The 20,482-nt window shown below is 70.3% G+C and carries 18 protein-coding genes and 1 tRNA gene; 14 read left to right on the plus strand and 5 right to left on the minus strand.

The features are described from left to right. Positions 1-10 precede the first annotated feature (10 nt). Complete coding sequence (locus YU1_RS0114130) at positions 11-1,669, plus strand: FAD-dependent monooxygenase (protein ID WP_029004632.1); 1,659 nt, start codon at positions 11-13, stop codon at positions 1,667-1,669. A 44-nt stretch (positions 1,670-1,713) separates the two neighbouring features. Continuing rightward, the gene (locus YU1_RS0114135) at positions 1,714-2,409 is read left to right on the plus strand and encodes a sulfotransferase family 2 domain-containing protein (protein WP_029004633.1); all 696 of its coding nucleotides are present in this window, start codon (positions 1,714-1,716) and stop codon (positions 2,407-2,409) included. 17 nt (positions 2,410-2,426) lie between these two features. Here YU1_RS0114135 and YU1_RS0114140 read toward each other — a convergent pair whose 3' ends face one another. Beyond that, the gene (locus YU1_RS0114140; protein ID WP_245263332.1) at positions 2,427-3,614 is read right to left on the minus strand and encodes an FAD-dependent monooxygenase; all 1,188 of its coding nucleotides are present in this window, start codon (positions 3,612-3,614) and stop codon (positions 2,427-2,429) included. Next, positions 3,590-3,838 (minus strand): zinc-finger domain-containing protein, encoded by a 249-nt coding sequence (locus YU1_RS0114145; RefSeq protein ID WP_029004635.1) that lies wholly within the window; start codon positions 3,836-3,838, stop codon positions 3,590-3,592. The genes YU1_RS0114140 and YU1_RS0114145 overlap by 25 nt, the downstream gene beginning before the upstream one ends. Before the next feature lie 423 nt (positions 3,839-4,261). On the opposite strand from YU1_RS0114145, the gene YU1_RS0114150 reads away from it, so the two are divergent. The 3 genes from YU1_RS0114150 (at position 4,262) to YU1_RS0114160 (ending at position 9,785) form a co-directional block, all read left to right on the plus strand. Continuing rightward, positions 4,262-5,836 (plus strand): 2-isopropylmalate synthase, encoded by a 1,575-nt coding sequence (locus tag YU1_RS0114150; protein ID WP_029004636.1) that lies wholly within the window; start codon positions 4,262-4,264, stop codon positions 5,834-5,836. Between the two features lie 77 nt (positions 5,837-5,913). Further along, complete coding sequence (locus tag YU1_RS0114155) at positions 5,914-6,987, plus strand: DMT family transporter (RefSeq protein WP_029004637.1); 1,074 nt, start codon at positions 5,914-5,916, stop codon at positions 6,985-6,987. 377 nt (positions 6,988-7,364) lie between these two features. Then, positions 7,365-9,785 carry a TonB-dependent receptor gene (locus YU1_RS0114160; RefSeq protein WP_245263333.1) on the plus strand — a complete coding sequence of 807 codons (2,421 nt, stop codon included), beginning with the start codon at positions 7,365-7,367 and terminating at the stop codon, positions 9,783-9,785. 105 nt (positions 9,786-9,890) lie between these two features. On the opposite strand, the gene YU1_RS33470 is transcribed toward YU1_RS0114160, so the two are convergent. Continuing rightward, entirely contained in the window at positions 9,891-11,918 is a 2,028-nt protein-coding gene (locus tag YU1_RS33470) for a DUF6600 domain-containing protein (RefSeq protein WP_029004639.1), read from the minus strand. Positions 11,919-12,227: 309 nt separating this feature from the next. Between YU1_RS33470 and YU1_RS0114170 the strand changes: the two genes are divergently transcribed. From YU1_RS0114170 to YU1_RS32695, 5 genes are all read left to right on the plus strand, one after another. After that, on the plus strand, positions 12,228-13,223 hold the full coding sequence (locus YU1_RS0114170; protein WP_029004640.1) for a tripartite tricarboxylate transporter substrate binding protein BugD: 996 nt from the start codon (positions 12,228-12,230) through the stop codon (positions 13,221-13,223). Positions 13,224-13,317: 94 nt separating this feature from the next. Next, a complete protein-coding gene (locus tag YU1_RS0114175) occupies positions 13,318-13,779 on the plus strand; it encodes a tripartite tricarboxylate transporter TctB family protein (RefSeq protein WP_029004641.1) in 462 nt (153 codons plus the stop codon). 12 nt (positions 13,780-13,791) lie between these two features. Continuing rightward, the gene (locus YU1_RS0114180) at positions 13,792-15,291 is read left to right on the plus strand and encodes a tripartite tricarboxylate transporter permease (RefSeq protein ID WP_029004642.1); all 1,500 of its coding nucleotides are present in this window, start codon (positions 13,792-13,794) and stop codon (positions 15,289-15,291) included. Positions 15,292-15,436: 145 nt separating this feature from the next. Beyond that, positions 15,437-15,512 (plus strand) — tRNA-Lys (locus tag YU1_RS0114185). 52 nt (positions 15,513-15,564) lie between these two features. Further along, the gene (locus YU1_RS32695) at positions 15,565-15,801 is read left to right on the plus strand and encodes a hypothetical protein (protein WP_084539864.1); all 237 of its coding nucleotides are present in this window, start codon (positions 15,565-15,567) and stop codon (positions 15,799-15,801) included. A gap of 2 nt (positions 15,802-15,803) precedes the next feature. On the opposite strand, the gene YU1_RS29450 is transcribed toward YU1_RS32695, so the two are convergent. Together YU1_RS29450 and YU1_RS29455 are read right to left on the minus strand one after the other, a co-directional pair. Beyond that, complete coding sequence (locus tag YU1_RS29450; protein WP_084539865.1) at positions 15,804-16,253, minus strand: type II toxin-antitoxin system HicB family antitoxin; 450 nt, start codon at positions 16,251-16,253, stop codon at positions 15,804-15,806. A 37-nt stretch (positions 16,254-16,290) separates the two neighbouring features. Then, positions 16,291-16,455 (minus strand): type II toxin-antitoxin system HicA family toxin, encoded by a 165-nt coding sequence (locus YU1_RS29455; protein WP_084539879.1) that lies wholly within the window; start codon positions 16,453-16,455, stop codon positions 16,291-16,293. Positions 16,456-16,628: 173 nt separating this feature from the next. Between YU1_RS29455 and YU1_RS34460 the strand changes: the two genes are divergently transcribed. From YU1_RS34460 to YU1_RS0114215, 4 genes are all read left to right on the plus strand, one after another. Then, positions 16,629-17,399 carry a deoxycytidylate deaminase gene (locus tag YU1_RS34460; protein WP_245263334.1) on the plus strand — a complete coding sequence of 257 codons (771 nt, stop codon included), beginning with the start codon at positions 16,629-16,631 and terminating at the stop codon, positions 17,397-17,399. Between the two features lie 143 nt (positions 17,400-17,542). Next, positions 17,543-19,009: a hypothetical protein gene (locus tag YU1_RS0114205; RefSeq protein WP_029004643.1), complete on the plus strand. Its 1,467-nt coding sequence runs from the start codon at positions 17,543-17,545 to the stop codon at positions 19,007-19,009. A gap of 388 nt (positions 19,010-19,397) precedes the next feature. Then, the gene (locus YU1_RS0114210; protein ID WP_029004644.1) at positions 19,398-19,931 is read left to right on the plus strand and encodes a phage tail protein; all 534 of its coding nucleotides are present in this window, start codon (positions 19,398-19,400) and stop codon (positions 19,929-19,931) included. Positions 19,932-19,946: 15 nt separating this feature from the next. Then, the gene (locus YU1_RS0114215) at positions 19,947-20,480 is read left to right on the plus strand and encodes a phage tail protein (RefSeq protein ID WP_029004645.1); all 534 of its coding nucleotides are present in this window, start codon (positions 19,947-19,949) and stop codon (positions 20,478-20,480) included. Positions 20,481-20,482 lie beyond the last annotated feature (2 nt).

Below are 20,482 nucleotides of genomic sequence, written 5' to 3' on the forward strand. Positions count from 1 at the left end.
AGGGTGCGGCATGGCGGACGTTCTGGTGGTGGGCGCGGGGCCGGTGGGCCTCGTCATGGCGGCGGAGCTGGTGCGCCACGGCGTTTCCGTCCGCATCATCGACAAGGCGCTGAAGCCCTCGCCTTACTGCCGGGCCATCGGCGTCACCCCGCGCACGCTGGAAGTCTATGAGGACATGGGCGTCGCCCGCGCCATGATCGATGCCGGCCTGTGGCTGGACGGCCTGCGCATCGAGGTGAAGGGGGTGATGAACCGCACCCGCCGGGTGGACCTCTCCGACCTGCCCTATGCCGGGCTCGGCATTCCCCAGCCGGAGACCGAGCGCATCCTCGCCGCCCATCTCGCCACCCTCGGGGTGAAGGTGGAGCGCGGCGTCGGCTTCATCTCGCTCACCGAGGGGGTGACACGGGTGCGGGTGGACCTGATCGACGCCGAGGGCGAGGCCAGCGTGGACCACGTGTCCTATGTCATCGGCTGCGACGGCGCCCACAGCGCGGTGCGGCGCAGCCTCGCCATTCCGTTCGAGGGCGATGCCTTTCCCTATCCCTTCATGCTGGGCGACGTGCACGCGCAATGGCCCGCCGACGCCGACCTGCCGCGCGGCTTCGCGCTCAGGGCGCTGGAGCTGAAGGAGGACGCCCCGCCGGACCTGTTCATCGCCATTCCCCTGCCCGAGCCCGGCCGCTACCGCGTCTCCATGCTGGCCGAGGCGATGGCGGAGGAGGCCCCGGCCGACGGCATCGCCCACGGCATCCAGGCGGAGCAGCCGGGCGCGACGCTGGAGGCGCTCCAGGCGGTGGCCGACCGGGTGGTGGCGAGGCCGCCGGTGCTGTCGGACCTGCGCTGGTCGTCGCGCTTCCGCATCTCCATGCGGCTCGCGGCGCGCTATCGCGCGGGCCGCGCCTTCCTGGCCGGCGACGCGGCGCACATCCACCCGCCCACCGGCGGGCAGGGCATGAACACCGGCATCCAGGATGCCTACAATCTCGCCTGGAAGCTGGCGCTGGTGATCCGCCACAAGGCCTCGGCCGCGCTGCTGGACAGCTACGAGGCCGAGCGCCGCCCGGTGGCGCGGGAGGTCATCGCCCGCACGGTGGAGGAGAGCGTCAATCTCGGCCGCCGCCGCACGCCGCCGAACCGGCTGGCGGATACTCAGATCCTGCTGTCCTATCGCGGCCGGGCCGGCTTTGCCGATGCCGGCGCGCCCGCGCCTGCCGCCGCGCCGCGGGCCGGCGACCGGGCGCCGGATGCGCAGTCGCTGCGCCGGCACGGGGTCGGCTTCCCGCTGCGCCTGTTCGACCTGCTGCGGGGCACCGAGCACGTGCTGCTGCTGATGAGCACGGCGGACGCGGCGGCGCTCGCCGCGCTGGAAGCGGACATCCGCCGCCTGCGCGGCGGCGGCCTGCCGCTGCGGGCGGTGGCGATCACGCCCATGGCGGCGCTGGAGCGTGTGCCGCTCATCGGCCATCTCGCCGCGCCCCGCGTGCCGGAGCCGGCGGGCCTCGCCTTGGTGCATGATGCGGCGGGCACCTTCGCGGCGGCCTATCAGGCGGCGCCCGGCAACGCCTTCCTGGTGCGGCCGGACGGTTATCTCGCCTGGACGGCGCGGCCGTTCGACCCTGAGGCCCTGCGCGCCTTCCTCGCGGCTGTTGACGGCGTGCCCGGCTGAGGCGCATGTCGCCGCCTGGTTCGGGTTGAACGCGGAAGGGTGCGATGGTCCGCTCGGTCTTCGTCCATGTGCCCAAGACGGCGGGCACCAGCTTCCGGGCAGCGCTGTGCGCGGGGTTCGGCGAGGCTTCCGTCAGCCCGTCCTTCGCCGCCACCCGGATCTCGCCGGAGGAGGCCGGGCGCCTCGCGGCCTATGACGTGGTGGCGGGCCACATCAGCATGGCCGACGTGACGCGCCATTTCCCGCATGCCGCCACCTTCACCATCCTGCGCGAGCCCATCGACCGCGCCCTGTCCTGGTATTATTACGCCCGCATGCAGGCCTGGGGCATCGCCACCGACGTGGACGCCGCCAAGTCCCATGACGTGGATGCCTTCTTCGCGCTCGACGCGGCCATCGTCTTCCGCAACATCTTCAACCGGCAGGTCCGCCAACTGGGCGACCACGTGCTGAATACGGAGGTTGATCTCGACGCCGCGCTGGACCGGGCGAAGCGGGCGCTGGAGGCCTGCGTCTGGGTCGGCCGGCAGGAGCATCTCGATGCGGATCTGGCCCGCCTGCCGGCGGCGCTGCCGGAGATGGCGGGGGTCGCCATGGCGACCCTCAACGTCACGCCGGAGCGCAGATCGGTGCGGGAGATCGACCCGGCGCTGGCCGAGAAGATCGCCCGCTACAACCGCCACGACATGGAACTCTACGCCCATGCCTGCGCCATGCTCGGCACGCCGCGGACGTATTAGAGGCGCAGAATGCGGCCTCAGCCCGCGTAGATCCAGTCGTAGCGCTCCAGCAGGCCGGCGCCGGTGGCGCGCATCACCGCGTCGCGGGCGAGGCGCGCGGGCCCCTTCATGTGATAGATGCCGGCATTGCGCCGGGCGCCGCGCTGGATGCGCGCGGTGCGCGGCTGGCGGGCGGCCTCGTAGCTGCGCAGCGCCGCGGGCGTCGCGCCGCCGCGCGCGATGGCGGCGGCCAGCGCGGCCGCGTCCTCGATGGCCTGGGCCGCGCCCTGGGCCAGGAAGGGCAGCATGGCATGGGCGGCGTCGCCCAGCAGCGTGATCGGCCCCTCGCTCCAGCGCGGCAGCGGGTCGACGTCGTAGAGGCCCCAGCACAGGAAGGCGGGGGCGTCCTGCAACAGGGCGCGCACCTCCGGCGCCCAGCCGGCGAAGGCGGCGTGCACGGCGCTGGCCTCGCCCGGTTCGCTCCAGCGCGACACCGGCCGGTCCTGCTTGACGATGGCGACCACGTTCACCGCCGTGCCGGACTTCACCGGATAGGTGACGAGATGGGCGTCGGGGCCGAGGAACAGCCGCACGTCCTTCGGCGTGTCGGCGCGCAGCGGAATGGTGGCGCGATAGGCGACGCGGCGGGCGAACACCGGCCGGGCACCGAGGTGCAGGTGCTCGCGCACCACCGAGCGCACGCCGTCCGCGCCGATGACGATATCGGCGGTCTCGGCGATCAGCCCATCGCCTTCCGCCGCCACCGCGCGCATGCCGGCGCCGTGGGGCTCCAGGCTTTGCAGGCGGGCGCCGAGGCGCATCTCGCAGCCGGCCGCCCGCGCGCCCTCGGCCAGCACCGCCAGCAGGTCGGCGCGGTGCACCACCAGGAAGGGGGCGCCGAGGCGCGCGGCCATGGGCGCGTAGTCGCAATGGGCGAGGAGGGCGAAGCTGCGGCCGTCGCGCACTTCCAGCGCGCGCGGGGCCACGGCCACCTGCTCCAGCGCATCGAGCAGGCCGAAATCGCGCAGATGGCGGGTGGCGTTGGGCGTGAGCTGGAGGCCGGCGCCCACTTCGGCCAGCGCGTCCGCCTGCTCCAGGAGGCGGACCTTGAGGCCGGCGCGGCGCAGGGCGATGCCGCAGGCCAGCCCGCCGATGCCCGCGCCGACGATCAGCGCGCCCGATGGCGCGGTGCCGGCCATCGTCAGGCCGCCGGCTTTTCCACCCACAGGCAATCCTCCGGCTTGGCGGTGCCCGCCTTCAGTGCCGGGTTGAAGCGATAGAGGGTCGAGCAGTAGGAGCACACCGCCTCGGGATCGGAGCCGAGGTCGATGAAGATGTGCGGATGGTCGAAGGGCGGCGTGGCGCCGATGCACATGAACTCGTGCGCGCCCACCTCGATCACGCCGACGCCGCGATCGTTGCAGAAATGAGGAATGCCGTGATCCGCCATGGCCAGTCTCTTCGGGTCCGATAGATGGGCGAGCTTAGAGCATGTTCCGGCGCGCTTGAACACCTCTCCCTGCGGCCCCGCGGCGGTGCGGGCGGACGCCGCAGGACCGGACATGGCGGACGCCGCCTCTTGCGCGCGGGGCGCCTTTGCGGCTATGAGCGAGGCAGAGCGCATATTTGGTGAGCGAGCAGCACGTCCGTGTCGTCCTATCCGACGAACATAGCTGGGTCCGCCACCCGGATTGAGATCAATCCGGGCAACGCTCTTATTGCGCGCGCGCTCCTTCTCCTTAGCCGCCCCTGAGGGCCGGCCGGGCGCACGCGCCTGGGCACTCAGGGGACGCTTCGAAGCCGACCAGACGCCCCAGTGGCCGCTCTCCCGACAGATGGATCGAGACGGCCCGACCCCAGAAGGACCCGTGCCATGACCGACAGCCAGACCCAAGCGGCGCCCGTATCCGCCTCCGACCGCGTCATCATCTTCGACACCACCCTGCGCGACGGCGAGCAGTGCCCCGGCGCCTCCATGACGCTGGAGGAGAAGCTGGAGGTCGCCTCCCTGCTGGACGAGATGGGCGTCGATGTGATCGAGGCGGGCTTCCCCATCGCCTCCATCGGCGATTTCGAATCCGTGTCCGAGATCGCCCGCCGCATCCAGCGCGCCACGGTGGCCGGCCTCGCCCGCGCCATCCCCGCCGACATCGCCCGCGCCGGCGAGGCGGTGCGCCACGCCAAGCGCGGCCGCATCCACACTTTCGTCTCCACCTCGCCGATCCATCTGGAGCACCAGATGCGCAAGAGCCAGGAGCAGGTGCTGGAGATCATCACCGCCACCGTCACCCAGGCGCGCAACCTGGTGGAGGACGTGGAATGGTCGGCCATGGACGCCACCCGCACGCCGCTGGACTATCTGGCCCGCTGCGTGGAGGCCGCCATCCGCGCCGGCGCCACCACCATCAACCTGCCGGACACCGTGGGCTACGCCACGCCGGAGGAATACCGCCACATGTTCCGCACCATGCGGGAGACCGTGCCGGACGCGGACAAGGCGATCTTCTCGGTGCATTGCCACAACGATCTGGGCCTGGCGGTGGCCAATTCGCTGGCCGGCCTGGAGGGCGGCGCCCGGCAGATCGAGTGCACCGTCAACGGCATCGGCGAGCGGGCCGGCAATGCGGCGCTGGAGGAGGTGGCCATGGCGCTGACCGTGCGCCGCGACGTGCTGCCCTACCGCACCAATATCGACACCCGCATGCTGACCCGCGCCTCCAAGCTGGTGTCGGCGGTGACCTCCTTCCCGGTGCAGTACAACAAGGCCATCGTCGGCCGGAACGCCTTCTCGCATGAGAGCGGCATCCACCAGGACGGCATGCTGAAGAACAACACTACCTACGAGATCATGACCCCCGAGAGCGTGGGCGTGACCAAGACCTCGCTGGTGATGGGCAAGCATTCCGGCCGCGCCGCCTTCCGCGACAAGCTGAAGGCGCTGGGCTACGAACTGGGCGAGAACGCGCTGAACGACGCCTTCACCCGCTTCAAGGACCTCGCCGACCGCAAGAAGGTGGTCTATGACGAGGACATCGAGGCGCTGGTGGACCAGGGCATCGCCAATGCCTACGACCGCATGAAGCTGGTCTCGCTGTCGGTGATCGCCGGCACCCACGGCCCGCAGCGCGCCACCATGCGCATGGCGGTGGACGGCGTGGTGCACACCGAGGAGGCCGAGGGCAACGGCCCGGTGGACGCCACCTTCAACGCCATCAAGGCGCTGGTGCCGCACAGCGCGAAGCTCGACCTCTACCAGGTGCACGCCGTGACCGAGGGCACCGACGCCCAGGCGGAAGTTTCCGTGTGCCTGGAGGAGGACGGCAAGGTGGTGACCGCCCGCGCCGCCGATCCCGACACGCTGGTGGCTTCGGCCCGCGCCTATATCACCGCGCTGAACAAGCTGGCGGTGAAGCGCACCTCGGTCAATCCGCAGGCTGCGGTGGGCTGAGGCCCGCGCGGGGCAAACCGTAAGGGCCCGTGGCGTCCGCGCCACGGGCCCTTTTTCATTCGCCGCAGGAGGACGGGATGCACCGCACCGGAATCGCGCTGGCGCTTTTTTCCGCAGTGCTGTTCGGCGCCAGCACGCCGCTGGCCAAGCTGCTGCTCGGCGCCATCGACCCCTGGATGCTGGCCGGGCTGCTCTATCTGGGCGCCGGCCTCGGCCTTGCGGGCGTGCATCTCGGCCGGACGGCGCTGCGCTTGCCGCCGCGCGAGGCGCCGCTCAAGGCGGCCGACCTGCCCTGGCTGGGGCTGGTGATCCTCGCCGGCGGCGTGCTGGGGCCGCTGCTGCTGATGTTCGGCCTCGCCCGCTCGGACGCGGCCAGCGCCGCGCTGCTGCTCAATCTGGAAGGCCTCGCCACCATGGCCATCGCCTGGCTGGTGCTGCGGGAGAATGTGGACCGCCGCCTGCTGGCCGGCGCCGCCGCCATCCTCGCCGGGGCGGCGGTGCTGTCGTGGCAGGGCGGGGCGGCGCTGGGCTGGGGCGCCCCGCTGATCGCCGGGGCGTGCCTGTGCTGGGGCATCGACAACAACCTCACCCGCAAGCTCTCCTCCGCCGACCCGGTGGAGATCGCCATGCTCAAGGGGCTGGTGGCGGGAGCGGTGAACCTGTCGCTGGCGCTCGCGGCCGGCGTGCCGCTGCCGCCGGTGGGCGGGATCGCGGCGGCGGCCGTCGTCGGCTTCCTGGGCTATGGGGTGAGCCTCGCGCTGTTCGTGCTCGGCCTGCGCCACCTGGGCGCGGCGCGGACCGGGGCCTATTTCTCCCTGGCGCCTTTCGTCGGCGCGGTGCTGGCGGTGGCGCTGCTGGGCGAGCCGCTGACCGTGCGCCTCGTCATCGCCGGCGGGCTGATGGCGCTCGGCCTGTGGCTGCATCTGTCCGAACGGCATGCCCACGAGCATGCCCACGCGGCCTTGGCCCACGCCCACCGCCACAGCCACGACGCGCACCACCAGCATGCCCACGGCCCGGACGTGCCGCCGGGCGAGCCGCACACCCATTGGCACGTCCACGCGTCGCTGCGGCACAGCCATCCACACTATCCCGACCTGCACCACCGCCATCGCCACGGCGCCGATGAGCGCCCCGACCACGGTCATTGAGCGGAGCGCCGCGGGCACGCCGGGGTGCCAGCCGGGTGCCGGTGGTTCGCTCAAGATAAGATAAAATTTATAATGACAATATAAGATACAAATATATTGACGTTATTTCATCGGCTTATACTTTTACGCCGTGGTCCTTGAATAGTTTGAGCATTGCGACGCACATCCGCACATTGTCCCGGTAACATTGCCCGGGGCGCGGTGCCGGGTCCGGACGCGGTCTTCCCCGGAAGATCGATCCGCGCCGGCGTGTCCCGATGCCCATCCGCAGGCGCTTGATCTGCCGGGACCCCCCAGGGGAAGCGAAAAGGGGTGGGCGGATGAAGGGGCAGGCGTCTCGGCGTGCCATTGCGGCAGCGCTCGGTCTGGCGGGCGGGATGGTTTCGGCGGGGGCGGTCCTTCCCGCGCCGGCCGCGGCGCAATCGGCGGGCTCCGGCCAGGCTTCGGCGGGTTCCGGCCAGGTCATCGAGCTGCCCGACGTCCAGGTGGTGGACACCTCGCCGTTGCACGGCACCGGCATCGCCGCCGACAAGGTGGCGGGCATGGTCAACACCCTGACCGCGCAGGATTTCGAGCGGCTCTATTCGTTCTCCGTCACCGATGCGCTGTTCCAGAACGTGCCCGGCGCCACCACCTCCGACGTGCAGGGCAATCCGTTCTTCCAGGACTTCCGCTATCGCGGCTTCGCCGCCTCGCCGCTCCAGGGCACGCCGCAGGGGCTGGCGGTCTACCAGAACGGCATCCGCGTCAACGAGGCGTTCGGCGACACGGTCAACTGGGACCTCATCCCCACCGTCGCCATCGACCGCGCCGACGTGTTCACCAACAATCCGGTGTTCGGCCTCAACGCGCTCGGCGGCGCGGTGTCGATCCAGATGAAGAACGGCTTCACCTATCACGGCTTCGAAGGCAGCATCCAGGGCGGCTCGTTCGGCCAGATCGGCGGGTCGGTGCAGTATGGCGGCGAGAAGGACGGCGTCGGCCTCTACGTGGCCGCCGACGCGGTGCATGACGACGGCTGGCGCTACCAGTCGCCGTCCGACCTCGTGCGCTTCTTCGGCGACCTCGGCTGGAAGGGCGACAAGGGCGAGGTGCACGTCACCGCCAGCGCCGCCCGCAACACCCTCGGCGTGGTCGGGCCGACCCCGGTGGAGATGCTCAACCTCGACTATAACTCGGTCTATACTTGGCCGCAGAGCACCACCAACGAGATGTCCTCGCTCGCCCTCAACGGCCGCTATGACCTGACCGACACCTGGCAGCTCCAGGGCAATCTCTACGTGCGCAAGTTCAAGCAGTCCCACGTGGACGGCAATGACGCGGACCTGGAGAGCTGCTCCAGCCGCTGGAACCCCACCGTCGGCACCGGCCGGATCTGCCTGGAGGAGGACGGCTTCAACGGCCCGGCGAGCGGCGGGACGGTGGCCTCGAACCCGCAATACGCCGCCTTCCGCGGCCAGATGGTGCTGTACAACCAGTTCGGCCAGACGGTGCCGTACCAGACCCTGGCGGACAACCAGCTCTATGGCGTCATCAACCGCACCTGGACCGACACCACCACCTATGGCGGCTCGGTGCAGGCGGTGAGCGACGACACGCTGCTGGGCCATACCAACCACTTCGTGGTCGGCGGCTCACTGGACTACAGCACCATCAATTTCCAGTCGAGCACGGAGCTCGGCATCACCGACACCAACACGCTGGGCGTCGCCGGCACCGGCACCTACCTGCACAACGTGCCCAGTTCCGCGCTGCCGGATGCCTATCAGGTCTATTACCAGCCGGTGAATCTCAACGCCACGACCACCTATTACGGCCTCTATGCCAGCAACGCCTTCGACATGACCGACCGCCTCACCGCCACCTTGGGGGCGAGACTCAACATCGCCCGCATCTCCATGGAGGACGCCACCGGCATCAGCCCGCAGCTCAATGGCGACTACACCTTCTCGCGCGTCAATCCGATGATCGGCTTCACCTACAAGCTCACGCCGGACGCCACCGCCTATGCGGGCTATTCGGAATCCAACCGCGCCCCGACCCCGCTGGAGCTGAACTGCGCCGACCCCAACCGGCCGTGCCTGCTGGAGAACTCGCTGGTGGCTGACCCGCCGCTCAACCAGGTGGTGTCACACACCTACGAGGCGGGCCTGCGCGGGCGCGGCGAGCTGCTCGGCGGGCGGTGGAACTGGAAGCTCGGCATCTACCGCATCGACAGCGACGACGACATCATCGCGGTGGCCAGCACGCAGACCGGCTACGGCTATTACACCAACGTGCCGAACACCCGCCGCCAGGGCTTCGAGGCCGGGGTGCAATACAATAACGGCCCGTGGACGATGTACGCCAACTACAGCTATATCGACGCCACCTTCCAGTTCGCCGGCACGCTCGCCTCGCCCAACAATCCCTCGGCGGTGGACGGCGAGGTGCAGGTCAGCCCCGGCGACCGCATCCCCGGCATCCCGCCGCAGACGCTGAAGGTCGGGCTCGACTATATGGTGACGCCGAAATGGAAGGTGGGCGGCGACGTCATCGCCGCGTCCAGCCAGTATTACGTGGGCGACGAAGCCAACCAGAACCCGCAGCTGCCCGGCTACTGGATCGCCAACCTGCGCACCTCCTACCAGGTGACGGCGAACTTCCAGCTGTTCGCGCTGGTGAACAATGTGTTCAACGCCAAATACGCCACCTACGGCACCTATTTCGACGCCAGCTACCTCGGCCTTGCCAATGCGGAGATGCAGACACCGGGCCAGCCCCTGTCGGTCTATGCCGGCCTGAAGGCGACCTTCTGAACCCGAGGGGCGCCCACCCGCGATTGTCCATCCAGCACCACACCCCGGCCGCGATCCGCGACCGGGGTGTCGTCTTTTGAGCGGGCGCTTACCCGTGGCGGGCGGTCATTGCGGGGGCGGCGCGCCCGGTGCCGGCGGGGCATCCGGCCGGCCGCCGCCTTGTCCCTGCGGCCGGCCACCGGGCGCCTCGGGCCTGGGCGCGGGAGGATGCTCGCCCTGGGGCGGCCGGGCGGCGGGGGCTTCGGGGCGCGGTGCCGCCGCCGGACGTTCCGCCTGCGGCGGGCGTTCGGGGGCCGCGGGCGCGGGCGGACGCGCCGCGGGAGGCTCCGCGCGGGGCGCTTCGGGCCGGGGCGCCGGCGGGCGCTCGGTCTGGGGTGGACGCTCGGCTTGGGGCGGGCGCTCGGGCGCGGCCGGTGCCGGCGGACGCGCCGCAGGCGGTTCCGCGCGGGGCGCCTCGGGCCGGGGCGCCGGGGGACGCTCCGCAGCCGGCGGCCGCTCGGGGGCGGCGGCCGGAGGCGGTGCCGGGCGTGCCGGTTCGGGGCGTGCGGCGGGCGGGGCATTGGGCGCCGGGGGCGGCGCGGCCGGAGGCGGCGGGGCAGCGGCGGGCGCGGATTGCGGGCGCGAGGCCGGCGCTTCCGGCTTCGGCGCGTCCGCCGGGCGTGGCGCGGCGGCGGGCGGCGGCGCGCCTGCGCCGGAGGGACGCGGCGGCGGTGCGTTGGGGGCCGGGGGCGGGGCGCCGGGGGCGGTAGCCGGCGGCGCGGCGGGGCGCGGCGCGTTCGGCGCCTGAGCGGCGTTGGGGGCGGGCGGCGCGGCCGCCGGGGGAGCGCCCGCCGGAAGCGCGCCCGGCGCCGGGGTGGCGGCGGGGGCCGGGGTGCCGGGCTGCGGCCCGGGCAGGGCGCGCCCGCCGGGGGCGTTGGGGGCCTGCGGCAGGGCGGGGGGCACCGCGTCCGGCCGCTCGCGCTCCAGCCGCTCGATCACCTGGGTGGCGCGCTGCTGGCGCTGCTCCAATATCTGCCGCTGCATCTGCTCGCGCTGGCGCAGGCCGTCCAGCCGGGCGCGCTCGAACGCCGCCCGGTTGCGCTCGGCCTGCTGCCATTCCTGCTGCAACTGCTGCTCGCGGTCGGCGCGGTAGCGGTCGATATCCTGGTGGTAGGCCCGCTCGTCGCCGGAAAAGCGCGCGTCGCGCAGGGCGCGGCGCTGGTCGGGGCCGAGCACGGAGAGCAGCGCCGCCGACGGGGCGAGGATGCCGGCCGCGCCCGGCTCCACATACTGGCGGATGACGATGCGCCGGTCGGCGGGCAGTTCGCGCATCACGCGGGGCGGCGGGGGAATGTCCGCCGGCCGGCCGATATAGGGGCGGTAGATGCCGATGCGCGCGCCGCCGGTATCGTCGAACTCCTCCTGGTAGCGGTCCACATAGACCAGGCGGCGGGTGATGACCTCGCGCTCCACCACGTCGCCGAACTCGGTGGGCGGCACGAAGCGCGTCACCACGCGGCCGTTGCCGTAAGCGGGGTCGTAGCTGCGTGGATTGCCGCCGAGCCAGGCGGCCAGCGCCGCCACCGGCAGCACCCGCGCCGCAAGGTCCGGCGCGGCGAGATAGCGGTCCTCCACGAACACCCAGCTTTCCGCCACCGGCACGTCGTAGCGGCGGGGGGCGCCATAGGCATAGCCCGGCGCGTCGGGCGCCACCGGCGCCCAGCCGGTGCGCCCGCCGCCGCGCCGCCACTGCACCCAGGCCGGCGCCCAGGTGTCGCCGGGCACCCAGTACCAGCCGTAGTCGGGCTCATAGCCCCAGCGGCCGTAATGATAGGTCGCCCAGGCGAAGGGCTCGGCCGAATCCCAGTACCAGCCGTCGTCGGTCCACAGCCAGCGCCCGTCCTGATAGGGCCGCCAGGAGGCGTCGAGCCCGGAGGGCACCCACACATATTGGTAGGTGGGATGCGCCACCCACGTGCCGTGCTCGGCCAGGGGGGCGTAGAAGACGTTGATGTCCACCTGCTGCCGCGCCGCCGCCGGGCGCGGGGCGGGCTGCGCCTGGGCCGGGGCGATGACGCCGCCGAGCAGGAAGCTCGCGGCGATGCCGGCCACCAGCACGCGCGCCGGCCGTTTCAATTCGGGTCCCACCGTCATCAGGGTCGCCTCCTCGTTCGGGATGCAGAACGGCTGAGATGAAGCCTGGGTTCCGTGGCGAGGCGTGGGAAAATGCAAGATAAAACAAGGCGTTGTCGCCACGGACGCGGCGGTTGCGTGGCAATTGCGGGACAGGCGGTAGCGCGGCAGGGCAGGGCGCCCGAAAATGCCCGTCGGGGGCTGCGTCAGGTGCCGGCGGGGATCCGGCCGAAAGGAGGACTTGACGCAGGGGCCGCACCGCTTTTCAACAGACAAAAGGGCGCGTTCAAGCGCCGGCCATTCCCCGGGAGGGGCAGACAGGAGGGTTTGATGATCGCCAGGACGACCCGCGCGGCATGCGCCGCTGTTCTCGGCCTCGCCGCGGCCGCCTTCGCGCTGGCGCCCGGCGCGGCCCGCGCCCAGGCCTATCCGGCCCGCCCCATCACCGTGGTGGTGCCGTTCGCCGCCGGCGGGCCCACCGACACGGTGGCGCGCCTGGTGGCCGAATCCATGACCAAGACGCTCGGCCAGCAGGTCATCGTCGAGAATGTCGGCGGTGCCGGCGGCACGCGCGGCGCCGGCCAGGTGGCGAAGGCCGCGCCCGACGGCTACACCCTGCTGCTGCACCATATCGGCCAGGCCACCGCGCCGAGCCTCTACCGCAAGCTGCCCTACAAGGTCACCGACTTCGAGACCGCCGGCCTCATCACCGCCGTGCCGATGACGCTGATCGCCAAGCCCGGCTACGAGCCGAAGACCATCGCCGACGTCATCGCCTATGTGAAGGCGAACAAGGACAAGGTGACCTACGGCAACGCCGGCGTCGGCTCCGCCTCGCATCTGTGCGGCATGCTGTTCATGTCCGCGGTCGGCACCCAGCTCACCACCGTGCCCTATCAGGGCACGGGCCCGGCCATGAACGACCTTGTCGGCGGCCAGATCGACCTGATGTGCGACCAGACCACCAACACCACCGGCCAGATCAAGGGCGGCAAGGTGAAGGCCTATGCGGTGACCACCAAGGACCGGGTGAAGTCGCTGGCCGACCTGCCGACTATGGAGGAGGGCGGCCTGAAGGGCTTCGAGGTGGCGGTGTGGCACGGCCTCTACGCGCCCAAGGGCACCTCGCCGGAGATCGTCGCCAAGCTGAACGCGGCGCTGGGCGTGGCGCTGGAGGACCCCAAGGTGGTCGCCCGCTTCGCCGACCTCGGCACCGAGCCGGAGCCGAAGGACCGCCGCAGCCCGGAATTCCACAAGACCTACCTCACCGCCGAGGTGGCCAAGTGGAAGCCGGTGATCGAGGCCGCCGGCGTCTACGCCGACTGATCACCACCTGACCGACGCGCCGCCCGCGCCCTTCTCCGCCCTGGGGAAGGGGCGGGCGGTTTGCCTTTCTCTGACGGGGGACCGAGGACGGACCATGGGCTTCGTGCGCAATCCGAAGGATGTCATTTCAGGCCTGCTGTTCATCGCCCTCGCGGTGCTGTTCGCCTGGCAGTCGCGGGAGCTGACCATCGGCACCGCCATGCGCATGGGGCCGGGCTATTTCCCGCTGCTGCTGTCCGGCCTGCTCGGCCTGTTCGGCCTCATCGTGCTGGTCAACGGGCTGCGCACGCCGGGCGAGGCGCCCTCCGGCATCGTGTGGCGGGCGCTGATCCTGCTCACCCTCTCCACGCTGCTGTTCGGCTTCGCCATGAAGCCTCTGGGCTTCCTGCCGGCGCTGGGGGCGAGCGTGTTCCTCTCCACGCTCGCCAGCCGCAAGTTCCACCTGATGACGGCGCTGATCATCACCGCCGTCATGTGCGTGTTCTGCTGGGCGGTGTTCATCCTCGGGCTGGGGCTGCCGTTGCCGCTGCTCGGCCCGTGGCTCGGCGGCTATTGAGGAGGCGGCGCCATGGAACTCCTCGATAATCTCGCGCTCGGCTTCTCCGTCGCGCTGTCGCTGCAGAATATTCTCTACTGCTTCGTCGGCGTGCTGCTCGGCACGCTGATCGGCGTGCTGCCGGGCCTCGGCCCCATCGCCACCATCGCCATGCTGCTGCCCATCACCTTCGGGCTGCCGCCGGTCTCCGCCCTCATCATGCTGGCGGGCATCTATTACGGCGCGCAATACGGCGGCTCCACCACCGCCATCCTCATCAACCTGCCGGGGGAATCCTCCTCGGTGGTGACCGCCATCGACGGCCACCAGATGGCCCGCCAGGGCCGCGCCGGGGCGGCGCTCGCCACCGCCGCGCTCGGCTCCTTCTTCGCCGGCACGGTGGCGACCTTCCTGCTGGCCCTGTTCGCCCCGCCGCTGGCGGACCTGGCGCTGAAGTTCGGCCCGCCAGAATATTTCGCGCTCATGGTGCTCGGCCTCGTGGCCTCGGTGACCCTGGCGTCGGGCTCCGTGGTCAAGGCGCTGGCCATGATCGTGCTCGGCCTGCTGCTTGGCCTGTCCGGCCAGGACATCTACACCGGCGTGCCGCGCCTCACCTTCGAGGTGGACGAACTGGCGGACGGCTTCGACTTCGTGGCCCTGGCCATGGGCATGTTCGGCATCGGCGAGATCATCCGCAACCTGGAGGACGAGAGCCAGCGCTCGCTGGTGGCGGCCAAGGTGAAGAGCCTGATGCTCACCAAGGACGAGTTCAAGCAGATCATCGCCCCGGTGCTGCGCGGCACCATCCTCGGTTCGTTCCTGGGCATCCTGCCGGGCGGCGGGGCCATGCTGTCCTCCTTCGCCGCCTATTCCATCGAGAAGAAGGTCTCCCGGACGCCGATGCGCTTCGGGCGCGGCGCCATCGAGGGCGTGGCGGGGCCGGAGAGCGCCAACAACGCCGGCGCGCAGACCTCCTTCATCCCCATGCTGACGCTCGGCATCCCGTCCAACCCGGTGATGGCGCTGATGATCGGCGCGCTGATCATCCAGGGCATCACGCCGGGGCCGAACGTGGTCACCGACAAGCCGGACCTGTTCTGGGGCGTCATTGCCTCCATGTGGATCGGCAACTTCATGCTGGTGCTGCTCAACCTGCCGCTGATCGGCCTGTGGGTGCGCCTGCTGACCGTGCCGTACCACGTGATGTACCCGGCGATCATCGCGTTCTGCTGCATCGGCGTCTACAGCGTCAACAACAACACCTTCGACGTCTACACCATGGCCCTGTTCGGGGTGCTGGGCTACGCGCTGGTGAAGCTGGACTGCGAGCCGGCGCCGCTGCTGCTGGGCTTCGTCATCGGCCCGATGCTGGAGGAATATCTGCGCCGGGCGATGCTGATCTCCCGCGGCGACCCCATGGTGTTCATCACCCGGCCGATCTCCGCCACGCTGCTGCTGCTGGCGGCGGTGGCCCTGGTGATGGTGCTGCTGCCGGCGGTGCGCAAGACCCGCGAGGAGGCCTTCAAGGAGTGAGGCCGGCGGCCCGGCGGCGCGGGGCGCGGCCGGGCCGGTTGTCCACAGCCGGCCATGATGCCTTTGATTTTCCGCACCTCGGCGCTGGACAGGGGCAGGGGGGTTTGCTACACGAGCGCTCCCAGACGGGGCCAACACCCCGGGCGGGCGCATAGCTCAGTTGGTAGAGCAGCTGACTCTTAATCAGCGGGTCCTAGGTTCGAGCCCTAGTGCGCCCACCACTTTCCCCTTGAAAACAAGCAGTTTTCGCCGGAGGTGGTGAGATTTCCGGCATTGCCGGTTCCCAATTTTTTCTGGGCGTTCCCAATCCTGTTCGCCGGAAGTTCTTCGGAATTCGGCTTCTCGCGCGAGCTTTTTGCGCAAGAAGCCCGGTCTGCCTCGTTCTTTTCGTCGTTTGCCGACGTGGCGTTTCGGCGTGCGCTCGGCATGGTGGCGCCCGCCGCCGGTCAGCGCGTTCTTCCGGAGGCCGTGGACGGCCGCAGGCGTAGCGCTGCCGCCGCCCGGCGCTGATGTCAGGCCTGCTTGCGTGCCTTGCGGGGCGTCGCGGTGGCTAGGATGGGGGCGGACTGGATCTCCCGCGCGCGGGCGAGAGCGGTTGTCACCAGGAACTTGCTGCGATTGAGGCCTTCGGCTTCTGCGGCGCGATCGATGCACGCCAGGGCAGTCTCGTCCACGGAGATGTTGATTCGCACCGACTTGGCCGGAATCTCCACTGGTACCGCGACGGCGACGCCGCCGCGCAGCCAATCCTCCTCGGTGGCCTTCAGGACTTCGAGAGGGCTGAAGTCGGGCACGGCCTCTCCGTCCTCAAGCATGCCCTCGATATGAAAGGCCAGCGCTTGGGTGCCGTTGCTCACCGCCTCGTCCAACGTGCGGCCGGAGGAGATGCAGCCGGGGAAGTCAGGAAAGGAGATGCCGAAGGCGCCGTCCTCCCCGTGGATGATGCCGATCACATGTGCCATGTGCCTGTGCTCCTGTACGTGGAGGAGAGGAAGCTCCTTACCAGTCCCAACCCGCCTGCCTGTAGATGGACCGGAGGGTCCCGGTGGGGATTGCCTTGGCCCCCATGTCCAGGGTGACACGCCCCGGCAGATCGGGCCGCTTGAACTGAAGGTGGTCGCCGGGGCCTTTGCGGACCAACGCCCACCCAGCCTGCTCCAGCATCTGGCGGATGATACGCGGCTGGTTGGATTTGCCCTTGCGCCCCAAGTGCGTGCCTCGCCATGTGTGTATGAATACACACCACAAATTGCCTCGCCGTCAATAGAAATGTGTGTGTCAATACACACTGCAATGCCATCATGACCGCCGTGGCCGAGCCGAGGGAGAGCGTTGCGATGCCGGTGCCGAGGAGCCCCTACACTTGGTGCCCGGACTGTGACGGTGCCGGCGCGACGCCGGACGCGAACGGTGTGCTGACCACCTGCGCCCGGTGCATGGGGCAGGGGCGGCTGAAGATCCCCGGCCAGCCGGCGGTGCGGGCGCTGCCGCCCAAGCCTGCGGCGCAGCCGGCCGCTTCGCGCGCCCAGGCACCGGCCAAGCCGCCGGCTGCCTCTGCCAAAAGTGGCCCTGCCAAGGGGGCTTCGACCAAAGGTGGCCCTGCCAAGAGTGGCTCTGCCAAGGGTGCCTCGGCCAAGAGCGCTGCCGGCAAGGCCGGCCCTGTCGCCGCCAGCGAGCCCCGGCGGCCGACGCCGCATGAATATTTCATGGGCTTCGCCGCCCATGCCGCGACCCGCTCCAAGGATACGACCAAGGTCGGCGCGGCCCTGGTGGGGCCGGACGGCGAATTGCGCCTCACCGGCTACAACGGCCCGCCCAAGGGGGTGAAGGATACGCCCGACCGCTTCGAGCGGCCGCGCAAATACCTGTTCTCCAGCCATGCGGAGCAGAATGTCATCGCCTTCGCCGCGCGCCAGGGCATCCGCACCGCCGACTGCACGCTCTATGTGACGCATCATCCCTGCTCGTCCTGCGCGCGCAGCATCATCCAGGCGGGCATCGTCTGCGTGGTGGTGGGCGGGGCGGGCTTCGGCGGCGAATGGAGCGAGGAGATCGCCGCCGCCCGCTTCATGTTCACCGAAGCGGGGGTGACGCTCCAGGAGGATTGAGAGCAGGACCGAGCACAGGACCGCGCGGGGGCGCCGGATATGGATGGCGAAATCCGGCGGGATGACGTATTGCCGACCCGGGCGGCGGTATCCTGCCGCCGCTCGTCCCCGCCGACCTTCGCCCCGAGCAAGACCGTGTGCGCATGATTCCCGACCTGTCCGACTTCACCAGGATTCCCGCCCGCCGGGCAGCGAAGTTCGGCATGTTCAAGTCCCGCTACGGCCTGGAGCACTGGGCACGGTGCCACGCCAGCATCGAGCGGATGCAGGCAAGCCCCGGCGGCAACGTGCGCCGCTACCTGGACGACCTGGTCCGGCACGGCGGCTTCGAGCTGGCCTGCCCGGAGACCGGCCGCCCGGTGCGCAGCGGCGCCTCGGTCATGCTGGCGGACAAGACCACGGTCTTCTCCTTTCCCGGCAGCCCCGGCCTGCTGGTGGCGGTGGGTGATCTCAGCATGGGCTTTCCCATCACCGCCGTGCTGATGACTGGCCGGCGGCTGTGGGTCGATGTCGCGGCCAGCCACTGGGGCTTCGCGGAGCGGCATCTGGAGGCCTTCCGCGCCGTGGTGGCGGCCACCGGCTGGCAGCCGGGCCCGGCCACCGCGCCGCTGACGCTGGTGCTGGGCGATCCGAACTATGCCCATCACGTATGGAACCAGCTCTCCGGCCTGGAGGACCTGGTGCGGGCGGGCGTGCCGGCGGGGGACATCCGCCTGGTGATGACCCACGCCCCGCTCGGCCCGCTGCACACGCTCCTGCCCGAGCTGGCCGCCTGGCCGGTGACCGCGACGCCGGACTACCACCTGGAGGCGATGAACGCGCCGGGCGCGCTGTTCGCGCCGGTGGGCGGCAGCTATATCCGCCGCAGCCTCGTCGACCGGCTGTTCGCGGTGGCCGAGGCGGGTGCCTCCCCGCTGTGCCGGGAGATGGACGCCGCGCTCGCGGCGGTCGCCGGGCCGGTGCTGTGGGTGAGCGTGCGCACGCGCAACCGCACCGCCGTGAACCTGCGCGCGATGCTGGCGGCGCTGGGCGGCCGCTTCCTCGAACTGGCGCCCACGGGCGCCGTCGTCATCGACGGCCATTCGCTGGCCTGCGACCTCGCCGACATCCATCCGGTGCTGCGCGACCAGGCGCTGGAGACGGCGGCGCGCGACCGCGTCGCGGCCGAGGCGGTGCGGGCGGACATCGCCGCCGCCTTGGGGCCGCAGGCCGCGAGCCGCGTCCATGTGGCGGTCGGGCTCACCATCGCCGAAAGCCTGCTGCTGGGCCGACACGCCGATTTCTACTTCTGTCACCACGGCACGGTGCAGCACAAGGTGGGCTGGTTCAACGCCACGCCCGGCGTGGTTCACAGCAATGAGTACGTGCTGCATGAGGCGCCGGGGGAGGCCATCGCCCGGCATTCGGAGGCGGCGGCGCCGGCCCTCTACCTGCCGGCGACGTGCGTGCGCGACACCACAGCGGGAGATGCGGAGTTCAGCGTCTTCTCGCACCTGCTCAGCCATGACAATTACGTCTTCACGGATATTCCCAAGACGGTCGGCATCATCCTGCGCCACGCCCGCGCCTCCGGCGTGATCCTGCCGCAGGCGGCGCGCGCCGGAGGCTGAGGCCCGCGCCGTCCCGCCCCGCGCGCCGGCTGATATGCGCCTGCTCAGCAGGCGGACCGGGTGTCCCGGGCCGGTGGCGCGCCACGTGCCGGCCGGGCGGGCCTATCGGAACGTGCATTCCATGCCGAATATGCAACCGTGAATTTATTTTATTCCGCGTCTATCGCCCCGCTTGCATATCTGAAATCGGCCGGTTAGCCTTTCGCCAAGCTCCGGCTTCAAGAGAGCAAGTGGAGAAGATGAAACGCGGCGCGGTTGTCCTCGCGCCTTCAGAATGCTTCCTGTCGTTCCGCCGTATATTTCTGATCGTCCAAGACGATTTATCGCCATTCAACATCGGTTGTGGCGGTGACGGGCCTTCGCGTGCCGGAAATTGGAGGAAATGCCCATGTCAGAGCCCTATCTGGGTGAAATCCGGATGGTCGCCTTCGATGCCCTTCCCCGCGGCTGGCTCCCTTGCGAAGGGCAGTTGCTTTCGATCACCGCAAATCAGGCGCTGTTCTCGCTGCTGAACAACCGCTTCGGCGGCGACGGACGGGTCAATTTCCAACTGCCGGATCTCAGGGGGCGCACGCCGCTGCATGTGTCGGCCGTCAAGGCGATCGGCACCGCCGGGGGCGTGGAGACGGTGACCCTCGCCACGGACCACGTGCCGGCCCACACCCACCGCTTCCAGGTCTCCACCACCACGGGGACGGTGGCGGGGGTCGCGGGGGCCTGGTATGCGGCGCCGGAACCCGTGTCCGCGACCAGCGGCCCGACCTTGCTCTATGGAGAGCCGAAGGTGTCGAACGACGTCGTGCAGCTCTATCCGGGCTCCCTGCTGGAGACGGGCGGAGGCCAGGCGCATTCGAACATGCAACCCTATCTCGCCATGAAGTACATCATCGCCACTCAGGGCATCTATCCGCCCCGTCCGTGACAGAGGAGGACAGAGATGGACGCTTTTACCGGAGAGGTCCGTCCTTTCGCCGGGCACTGGGAGCCGCAGAACTGGGCCTATTGCGATGGCCGCGTGCTGAATATCGCCGGGAATGAGGCGCTCTATTCGCTGATTGGCACGACCTACGGCGGCGACGGCTTGCGCACGTTCGCCCTGCCGAACCTCAGCGGGCGCGTGCCCATCGGCGCCGGGCAGCGCCCGGGTGCCGCCGCCCACCCTCGGGGCGAGCATGCCGGGCAGGAGCAGGTCACGTTGCTGAGCAATCACATCCCGGTGCACAGCCATGTGCTGGAAGGCACCACGGTCCCGGCCACCGACAGCGTGCCCAGCTCCAAGAACCTGCTCGCCGCCACGGTGCCCGACGTGCATCCCTATAACGACATGACCCAGCCGGGCACGGGCAATGCCCTGTTCTCGCCGTCCGCCATCGGCGTCGAGGGTTCGGCCGTTCCGCATGAGAACCGCATGCCGAGTCTCGTCGTCGCCTACATCATCTGCCTCAACGGGATCTATCCGCAGCCGGCCTGACG

It is taken from the genome of Azorhizobium doebereinerae UFLA1-100 (assembly GCF_000473085.1).
GTDB classification, from domain to species: Bacteria; Pseudomonadota; Alphaproteobacteria; order Rhizobiales; family Xanthobacteraceae; genus Azorhizobium; species Azorhizobium doebereinerae.